Source organism: Bacteroides sp. AM37-9 (assembly GCF_003603455.1).
Taxonomy (GTDB): domain Bacteria; phylum Bacteroidota; class Bacteroidia; order Bacteroidales; family Bacteroidaceae; genus Bacteroides; species Bacteroides xylanisolvens.
The window spans coordinates 28964-45123 of the sequence record NZ_QTNF01000001.1; the positions used below are offsets into that span (position 1 = coordinate 28964).

Consider the following 16160-nt stretch of genomic DNA (forward strand, 5'->3'; position numbering starts at 1 on the left):
TCAAGACAAAGAAAGAACGTTAGAAGGGATAACCGATAGCAAAATGTATTCCCAGATTCTTCATAAAGGATCCTGTGACATTGTAATATCCGCTTCGTTCTGTATCGTAAGGCAGATGCAAAGGAATACCGAAATCAAGACGGAACACAAGAATATCCATATCATAACGAATACCGACACCGGTGCCCAAAGCGATCTGTTTCGGGAACGTTTTCAGTTCGAGTTGTGAATTGGGACGGGCCTCATCCTTGCGCATCAACCAGACGTTTCCTGCATCCAGGAAAGTGGCTCCCCAAATGCTCTTAAAGATACGGAAACGATATTCTACATTTGCCTCAAAACGGAAAGTACCCGTCTGGTCGAGGTAAGAGTAGCGGCTTTCTGCCGGATGGTATCCGCCCGGGCCGATGCTACGTACCGTAAAAGCGCGGATGCTGTTGGCACCACCCACATAGAATTGTTCGCTGTAAGGGGCTATCGTTGCATTACCGTAGGCGAAGAGAGCACCCAAAGCTACACGGGAAGCAATCTTATTATTCTTGTCCATATTCCACAAATGGCGGAATTCCGTATTCAGTTTCACAAACTGCGCGAAAGGGACGTTCAGCAAACGTTTGTCCTCTTTGCTGAAAGACTGACCGAAAGCACGGTAAATCACCGAGGTCAGGTTACCGGCAGAGGTTACAGTCGATTGCCACCAAATCGGATTTTTAATACCGCGTGCGGAAGCATTATCATAGGTATAGGTATATTCCATAGCAGGAATAAACTGGTCTTTCAAACTGATATATAATGCAGGATTAGCATCGGCAATTTCCCTGAATTCTTCCGATTGGTGTTGAAGGACGTTGAATGTCAGTTTGAAAGGGGTAATACTATGACGGCTTGTACGTGTCGGTTGGAAATCGTAGGTAGCATTTCCGCCGAATGACAACAGTTTATAATACCTGGCACGGTTCAACTGGTCGATGTATAAACGGAATGTAGTGGTAGCCGGGAAGTCAAACTCCCTTTTCCCCCAATGCGGGAAAACCACGCGCGGGAAAGTCAGAGAGGTAGAAACTCCCATCTCCCAGCTGTTCATTAAAGAGCTTTTTTCTCCTCCGCCGGTTTGCCATTCATAAGAGCCTTTCAGCTTCACGTTCCAGCTTTCGCCACCTCCGAATACATTGTTCCGGGTGACGCCGAATGATGCCCCGGGACCGGTTTGGTCGTTACTTTTGGTTACGACATTCAATTCCAGTTCGGCGTCCAGCGGCTTAGCAAACGTGGCCTGCATGGTTACGTTCAGCGTATCACAAACGGCTGTCGTATCTTTCGGAGCATATTGTAAATCCAGATAACTGAAGATTCCCAACTGGCTAAGTTTCTCCTGCACCTGCTCCTGTCGATACTGACTGTAAAGACGAGTGCGATTGGAAGCCCGCATCTGTGCATTCCGCACAAACTGTTGATAGTTCAACCAACGATAAAGCATATTCGGACGTACCTGCAATTTCTTATAATAATGTATATTCAGATTCTTATACATCATGCTGTCATTGGGCGCCTCACCATTCTTGCCAAACAGGTAAACAGAAGCATCTCCTACATAGTAAGGACGTTGTGCCGCAGCGGGTAATCCCGGAACGGGAATCAGACGAAGGCTGATATGTCCACCGGGAACCAATGTCGTATCTGCCTGATAAGTCATATAATCGGGACGGAAGTAAAAATATCCCCGGTTACGCAACAGCGTACTGATACGGGTACGCTCTTCATCCAGATCGACCACGTTAAACTGCTCGCCGGGACTTATATAAGACATTCGACGTCCCCGTTCCATAATGCGCAACGTTTGGGGAGTGAAACGCTGATAATAGACCGTATCTATAAAATAAGGATTCTTCATGTCTACCGTATACAGGATACTTGCTTTCAGGCTGTCTTTCTTATCGACCAATGTTTCATAAGTCACTTTCCCATTGAAGTAACCATAATCACGGAGCAAGTTTGTAGCCACCTTGATGCGGACCTCCGGATTGACAGTGGAAATAAATACCGGAGGGTTAGCAGCCAGACGGTTGAACATCCACTTTCCAAATCCTTTTTTATATTTCACAAAGTCATTGTACATCCACATCTTAAAAGGAATAGGCAGAAGCCCTCCCAACATCTTCGTACTGGGAGTTTTATCAAGGGCCGCCTCAATCTCTGTCAGAGCCGTCCCTCCTACCGGTGTTGTCGACTTATTCTGTATGACAGTTTTTCCTCCTGTATAAAGTACCTCCCCTTCGGGCAGATGCTTTGTCACCGAACAACCCGAGAATAAGATGATACCCATCAGGCAACTTATTAATATGTTACTATATATACCTTTCATGTTTACTTCTTTTTCTTAAAGATGAACAGTTCGCTAAGTTTATCCAGCTTCTTGCGAAGTACCAAACCGACTCCGGTTTCCGTAATCTCGCCTTCGAGTACACTTTCGTAATTTTTATCGTAGAACAGACGGACATAACGGGTTCCGGTTCTATCCAAACGATATTCCAGAGAGATGTTATCGATGAAAGATTCTGCGTCATTGGTCGCATTCTCACCCGTAGAAACTTTACCTCCGATTACAATCTGGAAACGGTTATTGAAGAGACGTTGTGAATAACGGAAACTGTAATCCGTACGCTTACCACCCGTATCCGACAGATCGTGGTCTTCGATACCGACAGAAACACTGGCATTTTTCAGGTTCCCCATCAATGAGTTGATTTGGCTACTTAATACGGAGTTCAATGCAGAACCCATATTCAGTTTACCCAGTCCACCACCTCCGCCACCAATCGGTCCGGTGCCAAGGTAGGTTTTCATAACCATGATATATAGAGCCTGTTTACCTCTCTCTTCCGCTCCCATAGCCGTCAATTCATTTTGTATGGTTGCGTCTTCGGGGGCAGATACGTCAAAGGCGAAAGACAGATTATCCAGTCGGTTCTTGACGACGATGGACACATCGAAATTAACCATACGTGTTCCGCCATTCTCTCCTTCGGAGACAGAAGCACGGATACGGTCGGTTGCTTTGAAGTTCAGCATCGGGTCCATAGGATTTCCCGTCCATTCCACATAGCTGCCGTTGTCGATAGCAAATTCTTTGGCAGCGATGACAGGCAAAGCATATTTCATCAAACCGCCGCTCAACGTATAGCGTCCGGTCAATGTCAGATCTCCTTGCGGAGTGTATTTCATTGAGAGATCACCTCCTCCCTCCAATTCAACACGATTGTCATTGCTTGCGTCCAAATCGACTTTCAAACGAACGGACGGATCGATGTGCACCATCATCACCATATCCAGCCCGCCTAAAGAAACGGTCGGAACTTCTTGCTGAACAACCGTCGTGGTGTCACTAAATGAAGTAAAGGTTACCAAACTTCCCAAACGGTCCTGCACAGTCAACGGTGAATCGGTCAATATATAAGAAACATCTGTATTGCCCAGCAAACTCATGTTTCCACGCATATTCAATCCGTCTAACGGCCCTTTCACCGTTGCCCGGAAATCAGCATATACTTTTCCGTAAACCAGACTTTCACGGGTACGTTTGGCATCCAGAAGCGTATAGTTCTGCGCCAGCAGATTCAGATTTGCCATCGGCCGGGACATATCTCTGAAATCAACAGATCCGTCAATCGTAAATGGATTCTTTCCTGTTGTATAAATAGCGAACTTATCAAATTCCAAACGATTATTCTTTATCTGCACCGGGCGGTTATCGAACCGGAAGTTAGCACCATACTGCCGGGAAAGGACAGTAACACTATCCAATATCAGTTCGCCATTAATCAAAGGTTGTTCGGTGCTACCGGTAATGTTCAGATTACCATCCATATCACCGGCTAATGTAACCATCTGATCGGGAATGAATACGTTCGCTACACGGAGTGGGAAGTGTTCCAGAGTAGCATTTACTTCCAAACTATCTTTTCCTGTCCGGGTTGGAACCAATTTGCCATCTGCCACCATCACTTCCACATTGTCATGATTCAGATAAGCGTTAAGATATTGTTTTCCTTGTTCACCCGGCAACCAGGTAGCTCCTAATGTCACATCACCAATTCGTTGACGTTCATAAGTCAGCTCGTCAATAGATGATTCAACCGAGAGTTGAAGATCTTTTTCAGTCTGCACGTAGTGTGCTTCCGCAGAGAATAAACCGGTTATTTCCGGGAAGTAAGGCAGTACTTTGCTCAATTCGGCTAAACTGATTCTTCGGATTTCGACATCAATATTCTGTAAAGAAACAGTGTCCCCCCGCACCGAATGTACACGGAATCCCATTCCTTCATCATCCCACATATCTACATTAGCGTATACACGCATATTCTTATGCACATAAATCCAGTTGTGATTCTCATTAAAATGGAATTTCTGGAAGGCGATAATCGGTTCTTCCGGGATTAATGTGAAAGCTAATCCATCGCCTTTTCCTTGCCCTTCAAACAAAGGACGCGCATTGACACCGAGCAGTACGCCCGTTTCTCCTTTTCCATTCTTAAAATCTACCAGCAGTTCCGCATCCCGGTCACGAATCTCTCCTGTCAGTGTAGTAGAGAAGGAGAATTGCGGATTCTTCGGTCCGTTAATAACACCGGCACGCAATTTCATGAGTGTGGTATCTTGTTTGACTGTAAAGAAAATCGTGTCCAGTTGCAAGGTGTCTACTTTCAAAGCATGAATAGCGGCTTTTCCATTAATTCCCCAATTAGGAGCTGCTCCGAATTTCACAGAAGCATCATGGTAAGCTATCTTTTTAGTAGCCAGAAAATATGCCAAAGGGTTTTCTTGTCCTGCAGAGAAAGAGAAAACTGCCGTCGGTAACGCCTTACGCAGTTCAGCGTGATTCAATGCTTTCTCATCAATCTGCTTCATCAATACATCCACAAAGTGAGTAGATTGGCGAATTAAAGGATTAACGCCGGAACGTGCGTTCAAGTCGAGTTTCATATCTCCGGAAACGAAATGTGCCGAGACTAAATCCCGACGAGCTTCGGCAGCTAAATTAAAAGTAAGCGGACGCTTCATTGGCTGTGGCATGATTCCTAATTCATGTAAATCCAGTTGAGTGACATTAACCGTTATCTTACCATCAGGATAACTGTGCGCCAAATTATATTCCGCATCGGTTGTCATTTTCAATAAAGCATTGTCACTTGTCAGATGTGCGGTGACCAGTGCGCCTTTAAGGTCTCCTGTCAAATTAAGATTGGAGAGATGATATTTTGCATAATGAAGCTGATCTAATGAAAGATTCAGTTTGGCAAAAGAATGATAAGACATGACATCCAGTCCACGACCATTAGCCGCAGCCGAAAGAGACAGTTCGTAGATAGAATCTTTCGGAAGGAAGTTATGGAGTTGCAGATTGTCTATCTTCAGATCAGCTTTGTAAACTTCGGTAGATGTATTTAATGCTGCATTCACGTCCATAGCTCCTTTCCCCTCTTTCAGACGGAGGCCTGCTTTGTATTCAGGACCTTTGATATCAACTTTCGCCACCAGATTCATGCTGTCAGGGACTACAATCGTACCATTGGGAGCCTCTCCTGACAGAGCGGTCAGGAAGTTCAAATTTTGAGTTGTCATTTTCAGCCCAATGGTTCCGGTACGAGTCAGGCTGTCAGCCAGGTTTTCTATCATACCGCCGCCTTCTAAAGCAAAAGCACCCGGCAAGTCTACCGTAAAACGGGAAATCTGCATTTGTTTCAAGTTACCGTCCGTACCGGCACGAATGACAAGCGGACGAAATGGATAGGCTTCTTTAAAGCTATCAGGCAATCCTCCTGCAAATAACATAACATCTTCTTTGCCGATATAGGCATTGAGATTGGCGGACAAACGTCCTGTAGTCGGGATGTTGACAAGTTCCCAATAAGTATGGGCAGATAAATCGATTTCAGAATGAGGGGTTTTTAGTTTTAAACCGGGAACACTAATGATTGAATCGTTAGAGTATGCTCTACCTGTCAGTGAAACAACACTTAATCCGGAACGTTCATTCATTGTAAACTCACGAATGACCGCATTCATGTCCCTGCCTTTATACAACAGGGAATCCAAAGCGATGCGAACATCACGAACGGCAATATGGGAAGCATCAAAACCTTCTATTGGTTGCGCAGTTCCTGTATCATAACTGGCGGAAGTTCCCGACAACAGAAACTTCTTCAAACCATAAAACTGATTTTTCAAATCAGCCTGTGCATCATCAATAGCAGCCTCCCCGATATGAGCTGCCATCCGCATGGAATCAACAGGAAGTTGCATACTGAATGATACATTCTTTAATTTCAACTGATGAAGATCCACTTTCCAGTTTACAGGAGCAGAGGCTGTGGTATCTTTAGGAGTGGTGGTAGTATCATTCATCAGCAACTGCACATGGGTATCAGACAGTTCGGCCTGATTGATAATCGCTATTTCATTGGACAAGTCAACACCATGGCTTTGCAGGAAGAAACGTCCTAAAACGCCTTTAATCTTCATTCCTTCCATCAAATTGGCTGAATTAACGGCTACCCGGCTCAAAGTGACTTCATCCACTTCGACTTTTCCTTTTATTAACGGCCATGCCTGCACACGGACATTCAGGCTTTCCAAAGACAAAAGAGTATCCGGCTGTTGAATAACCTCTACGCCACGAACCAACAGATTAAGCGGGAAACGAAGGTCTATCCGTTCCACCTGAATCTGCATACCGGTTGCCTTAGAGGCGTATGCAGTAACCTCCCGACGCAAAAGATTCTGAACGGGAGGAACATAAAGCAATACCATTAGTATTACAAAGAGTATTATAGGAGTAAGCAGTATCCAGCTTACCCAGCGTATCCATTTTCGTTTCATGTAAAATGTGTCAGTGTAAATAAGGTGACACAAAGTAAACAAATTATTTTGAAAAAAGGTTTGGCTAATAGTAAGAAAGATACAGATACTAGCCAAGGAGTAGAAGAAAATAGCTTATCGGGTATTTTTCATCACTATCAAATAGCGCTCTGCCTCACTTATTATTTTATGGACAGCCTCTAATATATTAAGTGTTGTTTCTTCTATTTTTTCCGAGAATTTTTCTCCACGACAAGCTTCCAGCCATTTTAATGGAGTTATGGTTTCATCCGCTCCAATCATTGTAAAGAGAGGGAGGAGCTTATGCGCCATAGCAGCTATCCCGTCCACCTCTTTATCGTTCAGCGCTTGTTGCATCCGTTCGATATTCTTACCTGTTTCTTCAATAAAAGTCTGAATAATGGAGGATGCTGCTTCCGGATCGTCTTCAGAATAAGCAGTAAGTGCAGAGAAATTTATTCCGGCTGTTGCCATATCTTCTGTGATATGCGCTTCATCAGCGGAGAGTTGCCCTTCATTTACCGTCATCAATAATTCTTTTACTGTAAACGGTTTATGCAGACAACCGGCAAAGCCATGTTCATGTAAAGCTGCCTTATCCATTTCGCTACGGGCGGTCACAGCAATGACGGGGATTGTTTTTGCTTGTGGTATATTAGAAGCCCGCAATAATTTTACCAAATCAAAACCGTTAATAGCAGGCATTTGTATATCTGTCAGCAATACATCGAAGACGGAAGAGCGAAGCTGTTCGATCAACTGCTCCAGCTGTTCACAACATACCGCATCGATACCATGTTGTTTCAACATGGCAGCAGTCAGATTCAACTGAATCTTATCGTCATCGATCAAAAGAACACGGATGACTTTCATCGGAGGAATCGCGGCCGACTCCTCTGTTATATCCACATTTTCGCTTTCGGGAGATTCACTTTCCGCAATGGATTTACCTACCGGATAAAGAGGCAGAGTTACAGTAAAACAGCTTCCTTTTCCTAATGTGCTTTGCACGTCAATGGTTCCTTCAAGCAAGGTTACCAGTTTCTTCACAATAGAGAGTCCGAGTCCGAAACCTTCCTCTCCCTGCGCACCGGAAAGACGTGTAAACTCCTGAAAGATACGTTCACGATCTTCTGATGCCATTCCTTTTCCTGTATCGGCGATAGCAATGGTTAACTTAGAAGAATCATAACCGGCTGTCAGGCTAATCTCTCCTTTTTGAGTAAACTTTACGGCATTAGACAAAAGGTTGTTCACTATTTGCCGGAGTCGCAAAGGATCACTGATATATCTTCCGTTCAGTTCCGGGGCGACGTGACATTGCAAGGCTAAACCTTTGGCAGCGGTCAAAGGTTCGAAACTGACATAAATTTCGTCGAACAGCTGGGAAGGGTTAAAGGTTACACGGTTCACTTCCGCTTTATTGAGATCGAGCCGATGGAAATCGAGCAAGTCACTGACTAGTTTCAACAAATGTTCCGAAGAGCTTTTCATATTGTCGAGGTAGAACCGTTGCCGTTCATCTTCTGTCAGCCGGGACAGAAGTTCGGTATATCCCATGATTGACCCCAGCGGCGCCTTAAAGTCATGGGTAATGGCCAGCATTAATTTCTCACGGGCAACAAGCAAATCTTCCGCGCGTTTATTCGCCACCTCCAATTGCTGACGATAACGGTTGCTGCGAGAGATATCCCGCATAATCAATATCAGGAAAAAAGCAGATAATAGTACGGCACCAACCGCGATACCGCCGATGATACGCGCCGACCGCATTCTTACCTCCTGCTGAAGCTCGGCATCCTGACGGGCACGCAGGGTCATTTCTTCCTCATATTGTTTAATCAGACTATCCATTCGTGCCGTCAACTGTGTATTCATCCGCTGGTACTTCGTACTGGTACGCCGGATGGTTTTCTTCCGTTGCAACCGTTTTTCTTCGGTAGCCATGCGGATTTTCTGCTGAAGAGAATCTTTAGAAGTAGTCGGTTGAAGAATGGTATCAGTGGCTACTTCCAGCGATGTATTAACTAATACGGCACTGTCTTGTTTAGAAGGGGAAAACACTTCGGCGAGCCGTTTGAAGAATCCCTTCTTTTTAGGAGTAGTTATTAACGAGTCACGCTTGGTAATGACCCGATGTTGTACCCGTTGCTGGGTAATGACAGAATCTTGTTCGGAAATGATTTCTTCAATCTCCGAAGCAGAGAGAAGGCTGTCGTTTGCTTCACTTAACACCCGCAACATCTGAATCGTGTTTTGATCTTTCTCGTGGAGAAGGGTCAATAGACTATCAGTTCTTAAGTTCTGCTGATCGTCGGCTGCCGACAATGCTTCCATCTCACGATGTACAAACACCAGCGAGAAAAGGAGGATCGCCAGTAACAAAGTGTAACCGGCGGTTATTTTCAACTTTGTAAAACGGAAGGAAGCCATTGGGATAAAAGTTTTAAGTATTAAGTATTAAGTATTAGGTTTTGGGGTGGGGTTCGGGGAGTTTTGTCATGTAGTGGAAACGCCACCAGAGCATTAGTCCCGCACTCGTCAGACCAAAAGGAAATGCCATCCAGACACCTACTATCCCCCATCCCATTACAAAGCCGCAGAAATATCCTACGGGAAGCGAAATAACGAAATAGGCGATAAAGGCGATAACCATCATTAGTTTTACATCTGAAATTCCACGCAAAGCATTGGCGAAAGTGATTTGAAGCCCGTCGCCAAACTGATAGACAAGGAAAGGAAAAATTAAAGATGTCACCATAGCAACCACTTCCTGGCTGTCGGTAAACCAGCTTCCCAAGTAATTCCGGCAAAGGAAGACAATCAAGGAAAGCACGACACCCAATGTCATCATCAGATGAAAACCGGCATAGGCTGAACGGCGTACATTGACGATGTCATTCTGGCCTTTGAAATTGCTGACACGAACAGCAACAGCAGCCCCCATACCGTAATACATCATAAAGGTAAACTGCGAAATAGCCAACATCACCTGATGAGAAGCCAAAGCGATCGTACCTAGCCAACCGATCATGATAGCACTCAAACTAAAGGAGGCTGTCTCCATTCCCATCTGGAAAGCAATCGGCCATCCTAGTCCATTCAAGCGTCCAAATACTGCACGTGACCATCCCAAACGGAAAAAGCCAATCTTATAACGGACGAAACGCGGACTACGCATAAAGATGATTATAAATACAATCACCATCACAATACGCGAAAACAACGTACTAATACCTGCTCCCAACAAACCTAATTCGGGCAATCCGAGTTTACCGTAAATCAGGATATAGTTTCCTATGATATTCAAGACATTTCCTCCAAGCAATATCCACATGGCGGTTTGGGTATCCGTTATTCCGTCTGTGAATTGCTTGAATCCATTGAAAAGCATGACAAACACTAATGAAGCAAGCAAAACAAGGTAATACGGTTTAATCAGAGGAATCAATTCTTCCGGCTGTCCGAGATGCTCGATATTCAGATAAAGAACAGTCATACATATAGTCAGCAGCAATGCAACCATCAGATTTGCCAACAAGCTGTTGCGCAATGCCTGTCCGGCAGGAGCATACTGATGAGTCCCATACAGCCCTCCTACAATGGGAGTCAGTCCATACGAAAACCCTGTACTGAAAATAATCGCCAGATTAAACACATTATTTACGAAGGAAGCTGCTCCCAGCTCAATCGTACTATGATGTCCGATCATTAACGTATCCGCAAATCCGAGAACGATCACTCCTATTTGCCCGATCACAATCGGTAGTCCGAGAAAAATTAGTGCTTTATAATGCTCTTTATATGTACTATAAATATGTCTCATTTACTTTTCCGTTACCTAAACGTATCTCCATTTTCAGGCAAAGGGACTTTCCCCTTTCACTGATAAATTATAAAAAAGGGAGAATTTAATTTTGTTGTTTCTTATAATATAGTATTACTCCGTTCTCCTTACGGAAAGCAGATTGAGCTACCGCCCGCAATTGTTCAGCCGTGACAGACCGATAACGATCGACCTCTTTTTCCATGTCCTCCGCCCGGCCAAGCAATTCGTACCAAGCCAGGTTGGTTGCCACATTCAAATAATTGATGTTGCCGAATATCTGGGTGGACTCAAATTTGTTCTTCACTTTTTCCAGTTCCTGTTCGTCAACCAATTCTTGCTGCAACAGTTCCAGTTCTTCCCGCACTGCCGCTTCCGCCTGTTCCAGGGTGACACCTGCCGAAGGTTTACCACTAATATGGAATAACCCCGCATCTACACTGCCGGAAATATAAGCATCTATACTCGAAAATAATTGTTTCTGTTGTACCAAACGCTGGTTCAACCGGCTGGAACGTCCGTTGCTCAACACATCCGACAGGATATCAAATGCATAATAATCCGGATGCCGATGGTCGGGCATGTGATAGGCCATAAACAAAGCATCGAGAGGCACATTTCTCTCTACCGTCAACCGCCGTTCTTCTGTCTGTTCCTGTTCTTGTGGCAGGTTCCGCAAAGGAACTTCCCGACGAGGAATAGAAGCGAACCATTTTTCCGTCAAAGCAACTGCCTCTTCGAAAGAGATATTGCCGGTCACAGCCAATATTGCATTATTAGGAGCATAAAAACGGAAAAAGAATGCCTTTACTTCTTCCAGCGTAGCATTGGCAATATGCGACAACTCTTTTCCGATCGTAGGCCATTGATAAGGATGCGTTCGATAAGCCAAAGGGCGCAAAAGATGTCCGACATCTCCATAAGGCTGGTTCAAACAACGCTGCTTGAACTCTTCCATGACCACTCCCCGCTGTACCTCCAGGCTCCGTTCGCTAAAGTCAAGACTCAACATCCGGTCGGATTCCAGCCAAAAGCCGGTTTCTACATTCTGACGAGGTACAGTGAGGTAGTAATTGGTTATATCATTATTCGTCCAGGCATTATTCTCTCCACCCGCCAATTGAAGCGGCATGTCATAATCGGGAATATTCACCGACCCTCCGAACATCAGGTGTTCGAACAGATGGGCAAAGCCGGTATGCTCGGGATCTTCGTCGCGAGCTCCCACATTATATAATATATTAAGGGCAACCATCTGCGTACTCTCGTCCTGCGAATGTACCAGACGTAACCCATTATCAAGAATATGCCTGTTGATTTTCATACGATTCAGTCAAGTATTGTCACCTTTGTTATCTTTACATCTTCTTCGGGACGGTCGCTGCGGTCTGTTTTCACCTGCTGGATCTTATCCACAATGTCCATTCCTTTCACCACTTCGCCAAACACGGTATATTCGCCATCCAAATGCGGAGTACCACCCACCGTGGTGTAGGCTTCAATCTGTTCCGGAGTAAAATGGAATTCCGGTTCTTTGGCAGCCATCTCCTGTGCCTGTGCAAACAGTTTTTCCTGCAAATCATAAAGACCGTTTTCATCGTTTGCTTTCCGCATCTTATAGATTTCCTTCATGTGTTTCTGTGCCAATGTATTGAAAATAACATTTATCTTATTCTCATTCATCTGGCTTTCCATTCCCAGCAGAGTAGAGTCGTTAAACACTTTACCTGTCACGATATAGAACTGGCAACCGGAAGATTCTTTCTTCGGGTTCACGTTATCCCCCTGGCGGGCAGCGGACAGGGCACCTTTCTTATGGAAATATTTAGGATATACAAATTCAGCGGGAACGGTATAACCTACGTCTCCGGTACCCAGCATTTTTCCTTTCGGCGCATTTTTTGAGTCCGGATCACCGGCCTGAATCATAAAATCTTTGATAACACGGTGAAACAGTGTACCTTCATAAACTCCGTCCTTCACCAGTTTGATAAAATTATCACGATGTTTCGGTGTCTCATTGTACAGTTTCACCTCAATGTCTCCTAAAGTTGTTTCAATCTTTACCAACGTTTCTTTATCCATGTCTCCTCCTTTTTTTGTTCCGGTTTTGCAGGCAGTAAGTCCGCAAAACGATATGGTTAATATTATCAATAGAATCTTTTTCATAACACTTTTATTTAATTTAAGTTTGCAAATATACCACTTTCGCCTAAATCCTCTTACCTTTGTGACTTAAAAGAATCAAAACCTGACATGATGAGCTCCATATTGATCGTTGAAGATGATATCACTTTTGGAATGATGCTAAAAACCTGGCTAGGCAAAAAGGGCTTTGAAGTATCATCAGTGAGTAATATTGCCCGCGCCCGAAAACATATCGAAAGCCAAAACGTCGATCTGATTTTATCAGACCTGCGACTACCCGACCACGAAGGTATCGATCTGCTGAAATGGATGAATGAACAAGGCATGGACATTCCTTTAATCATCATGACTGGCTATGCGGATATACAATCCGCCGTACAGGCAATGAAACTGGGAGCACGTGATTATATAGCCAAACCGGTAAATCCGGAAGAATTACTGAAGAAAATTTCTGAATGTCTACAGTCTGAAAAGAGTCCTGCTACTCATAACGTTGCTAAATCTTCTTCTAAAAAAGGTGCTTCTACTTCATCTAAAGATTCAACAGAAAATCATCGTGCTTATCTGGAAGGAGAAAGTGATGCAGCCAAACAACTCTACAATTATGTAGGTCTGGTAGCTCCGACCAATATGTCCGTACTTATCAACGGTTCCAGCGGAACAGGAAAAGAGTATGTGGCGCACCGTATTCATCAACTTAGCAAACGAAACGATAAACCGTTTATTGCCGTAGATTGTGGTTCTATCCCCAAAGAACTGGCTGCTTCCGAATTTTTCGGTCATGTGAAAGGTTCGTTTACAGGTGCTCTGACAGATAAAACGGGTGCTTTCGTTGCAGCCAACGGTGGTACTATCTTTCTGGATGAGATCGGAAACCTTAGTTATGAAGTGCAGATACAACTGCTTCGTGCCTTGCAAGAGAGAAAAATACGTCCGGTAGGTTCTACACAGGAGATATCGGTAGATATTCGTCTGGTATCTGCCACCAATGAGAATCTGGAACAAGCCATTGAAAAAGGTACTTTCCGTGAAGACCTTTATCATCGTATCAATGAATTTACCCTCCGTATGCCCGATCTGAAAGAACGGAAAGAAGATATTCTGCTCTTTGCCAATTTCTTCCTCGATCAGGCAAACAAGGAACTGGATAAACACCTGATTGGTTTCGATGCAAAAGCATCGCAAGCTTTAATGAATTATCATTGGCCGGGAAATTTGCGCCAAATGAAGAACATCGTCAAAAGAGCAACTTTATTGGCACAAAGCAGTTTCATTACTTTATTGGAATTGGGGACCGAGCTTTTAGAAACTCCTGCATCCAGCAATACGAGCATTGCATTACGCAATGAAGAGACTGAAAAAGAGCATATTTTGGAGGCGCTACGCCAAACAGGAAACAATAAGAGTAAAGCAGCGCAATTACTGAATATTGATCGAAAGACTTTATATAATAAATTGAAATTATACAATATTGATTTGTAACAAGTTACATTCTTGCATTTTCTCAAGTGTTCTCATGCCTATGAGAAAATTTTCTCAATGCAATGAGAAAAGATTCTCACTATTATGAGTATTTATTCTCATCACGGTGAGAAATGATTCCTTTTTGTAGTGCTCGAACTTATCTTTAACCGAATCTATCGCATTACCAGATATTATTAATTTTAATGCATATTCCATAGAATAAAATGACCCCCATGAATAAAAAAACATTATTACCCCTTGCATTTGTGCCACTCGCTGCAACCAATCTGCAAGCACAAAGCAATATGCAAATAGAACACGCGGACAAACGTCCGAATATCATTCTCTTTATGGTAGACGATATGGGATGGCAGGATACTTCACTCCCATTCTGGACACAGAAAACACACTATAACGAATTGTACGAGACTCCCAATATGGAGCGGTTAGCCAAACAGGGAATGATGTTTACTCAAGCGTATGCCAACAGTATCAGTTCTCCTACCCGGTGCAGCCTCATCACCGGAACAAACGCCGCACGTCACCGAGTAACTAACTGGACGCTGCAAAAGAATACAATGACAGACCGTAAAGATAGCATTCTGGCAGTCCCTGACTGGAATTACAATGGAGTAAGTCAAGTGTCCGGCACTAATCATACTTTCGTAGGAACCTCCTTCGTGCAACTGCTAAAGAACAGCGGTTATCATACTATACATTGTGGAAAAGCCCATTTCGGAGCGATAGATACTCCAGGGGAAGATCCGCATCATTGGGGATTCGAGGTAAATATTGCCGGACATGCGGCCGGTGGACTTGCCAGTTACCTGGGAGAAGAGAACTACGGACATACCAAAGATGGGAAAGCGGTATCACTGATGTCTGTTCCCGGATTAGAGAAATATTGGGGAACGGAAACCTTTGTAACTGAAGCATTGACGTTGGAAGCCATTAAAGCACTGGATAAAGCGAAAAAGTATAATCAGCCTTTCTATTTGTATATGTCGCAATATGCCATCCACATTCCTTTGAACAAAGATATGCGCTTCTATGAGAAGTACAAGAAAAAAGGAATGACAGACCATGAAGCTGCTTATGCCACACTGATTGAAGGAATGGATAAAAGTTTAGGTGATTTAATGAACTGGCTGGAAAAGAATGGAGAAGCCAACAACACTATTATCATTTTTATGAGTGATAACGGAGGACTTGCATCCGAATCCGGATGGCGTGACGGCAAGCTGCATACACAGAATTATCCATTGAACAGTGGTAAAGGTTCTACTTATGAAGGCGGTATCCGCGAACCGATGATTATCAGCTGGCCGGGAGTAGTAGCTCCGGGAAGCAAATGCAACAACTACTTGTTGATAGAAGACTTCTACCCTACTATTCTTGAAATGGCAGGTGTCAAGAACTACCAGACAGTTCAACCGATAGACGGTATCAGTTTCATCCCTCTGCTGAAACAGACAGGCAACCCAGCTAAGGGTCGGAGTCTTTTCTGGAATATGCCTAACAACTGGGGAAATGACGGTCCCGGAATCAACTTTAATTGTGCCGTTCGAAACGGTGACTGGAAATTGATTTATTACTATGGAACAGGAAAGAAAGAGTTATTCAACATACCTGATGATATAGGAGAAAGCAACGACCTTAGTGCACAGCATCCGGACATCGTGAAGAAACTTTCTAAAGAGCTGGGCAACTTTCTAAGAAAAGTAGATGCACAACGACCGACTTTCAAAGCGACAGGTAAACCTTGTCCCTGGCCGGATGAAATTAAGTAAATAGATTACCTAAATAAAAGAACTGTGGCGGGGAGTGTGGAATAATTCCACACTCC

The 16160-nt window shown here is 44.0% G+C and carries 8 protein-coding genes; 2 read left to right on the top strand and 6 right to left on the bottom strand.

Features of this window, described 5'->3' with window-relative positions; genetic code table 11:
- Window positions 1-19: 19 nt before the first annotated feature.
- The 6 genes from DW862_RS00125 to DW862_RS00150 all read right to left on the bottom strand — a co-directional run bounded on the left by DW862_RS00125 (window position 20) and on the right by DW862_RS00150 (window position 12871).
- Window positions 20-2362, bottom strand: coding sequence for a BamA/TamA family outer membrane protein (locus DW862_RS00125; RefSeq protein ID WP_009040283.1), 2343 nt, complete (start codon window positions 2360-2362; stop codon window positions 20-22).
- A gap of 2 nt (window positions 2363-2364) precedes the next feature.
- The gene (locus DW862_RS00130; protein ID WP_165861860.1) at window positions 2365-6876 is read right to left on the bottom strand and encodes a translocation/assembly module TamB domain-containing protein; all 4512 of its coding nucleotides are present in this window, start codon (window positions 6874-6876) and stop codon (window positions 2365-2367) included.
- 114 nt (window positions 6877-6990) lie between these two features.
- Window positions 6991-9309 (bottom strand): ATP-binding protein, encoded by a 2319-nt coding sequence (locus tag DW862_RS00135; RefSeq protein ID WP_117809425.1) that lies wholly within the window; start codon window positions 9307-9309, stop codon window positions 6991-6993.
- A 34-nt stretch (window positions 9310-9343) separates the two neighbouring features.
- A complete protein-coding gene (locus DW862_RS00140) occupies window positions 9344-10702 on the bottom strand; it encodes an MATE family efflux transporter (protein ID WP_004313043.1) in 1359 nt (452 codons plus the stop codon).
- Between the two features lie 85 nt (window positions 10703-10787).
- Window positions 10788-12026, bottom strand: a complete 1239-nt coding sequence (locus tag DW862_RS00145) for a pitrilysin family protein (RefSeq protein WP_120067062.1) — start codon at window positions 12024-12026, stop codon at window positions 10788-10790.
- Window positions 12027-12031: 5 nt separating this feature from the next.
- Entirely contained in the window at window positions 12032-12871 is an 840-nt protein-coding gene (locus tag DW862_RS00150) for a peptidylprolyl isomerase (protein WP_008645252.1), read from the bottom strand.
- 87 nt (window positions 12872-12958) lie between these two features.
- On the opposite strand from DW862_RS00150, the gene DW862_RS00155 reads away from it, so the two are divergent.
- Both DW862_RS00155 and DW862_RS00160 read left to right on the top strand, forming a co-directional pair.
- Window positions 12959-14332 (top strand): sigma-54 dependent transcriptional regulator, encoded by a 1374-nt coding sequence (locus tag DW862_RS00155; protein WP_004304936.1) that lies wholly within the window; start codon window positions 12959-12961, stop codon window positions 14330-14332.
- Window positions 14333-14547: 215 nt separating this feature from the next.
- Complete coding sequence (locus tag DW862_RS00160; protein WP_118419219.1) at window positions 14548-16104, top strand: sulfatase; 1557 nt, start codon at window positions 14548-14550, stop codon at window positions 16102-16104.
- Window positions 16105-16160: the final 56 nt, after the last annotated feature.

Excerpts from the sequence above, each read along its gene's own strand:
- DW862_RS00160 (WP_118419219.1), top strand. The coding sequence starts at position 14,548 with ATGAATAAAAAAACATTATTACCCCTTGCATTTGTGCCACTCGCTGCA.
- DW862_RS00135 (WP_117809425.1), bottom strand. The coding sequence starts at position 9,309 with ATGGCTTCCTTCCGTTTTACAAAGTTGAAAATAACCGCCGGTTACACT.
- DW862_RS00155 (WP_004304936.1), top strand. The coding sequence starts at position 12,959 with ATGATGAGCTCCATATTGATCGTTGAAGATGATATCACTTTTGGAATG.
- DW862_RS00145 (WP_120067062.1), bottom strand. The coding sequence starts at position 12,026 with ATGAAAATCAACAGGCATATTCTTGATAATGGGTTACGTCTGGTACAT.
- DW862_RS00130 (WP_165861860.1), bottom strand. The coding sequence starts at position 6,876 with ATGAAACGAAAATGGATACGCTGGGTAAGCTGGATACTGCTTACTCCT.
- DW862_RS00140 (WP_004313043.1), bottom strand. The coding sequence starts at position 10,702 with ATGAGACATATTTATAGTACATATAAAGAGCATTATAAAGCACTAATT.
- DW862_RS00150 (WP_008645252.1), bottom strand. The coding sequence starts at position 12,871 with ATGAAAAAGATTCTATTGATAATATTAACCATATCGTTTTGCGGACTT.
- DW862_RS00125 (WP_009040283.1), bottom strand. The coding sequence starts at position 2,362 with ATGAAAGGTATATATAGTAACATATTAATAAGTTGCCTGATGGGTATC.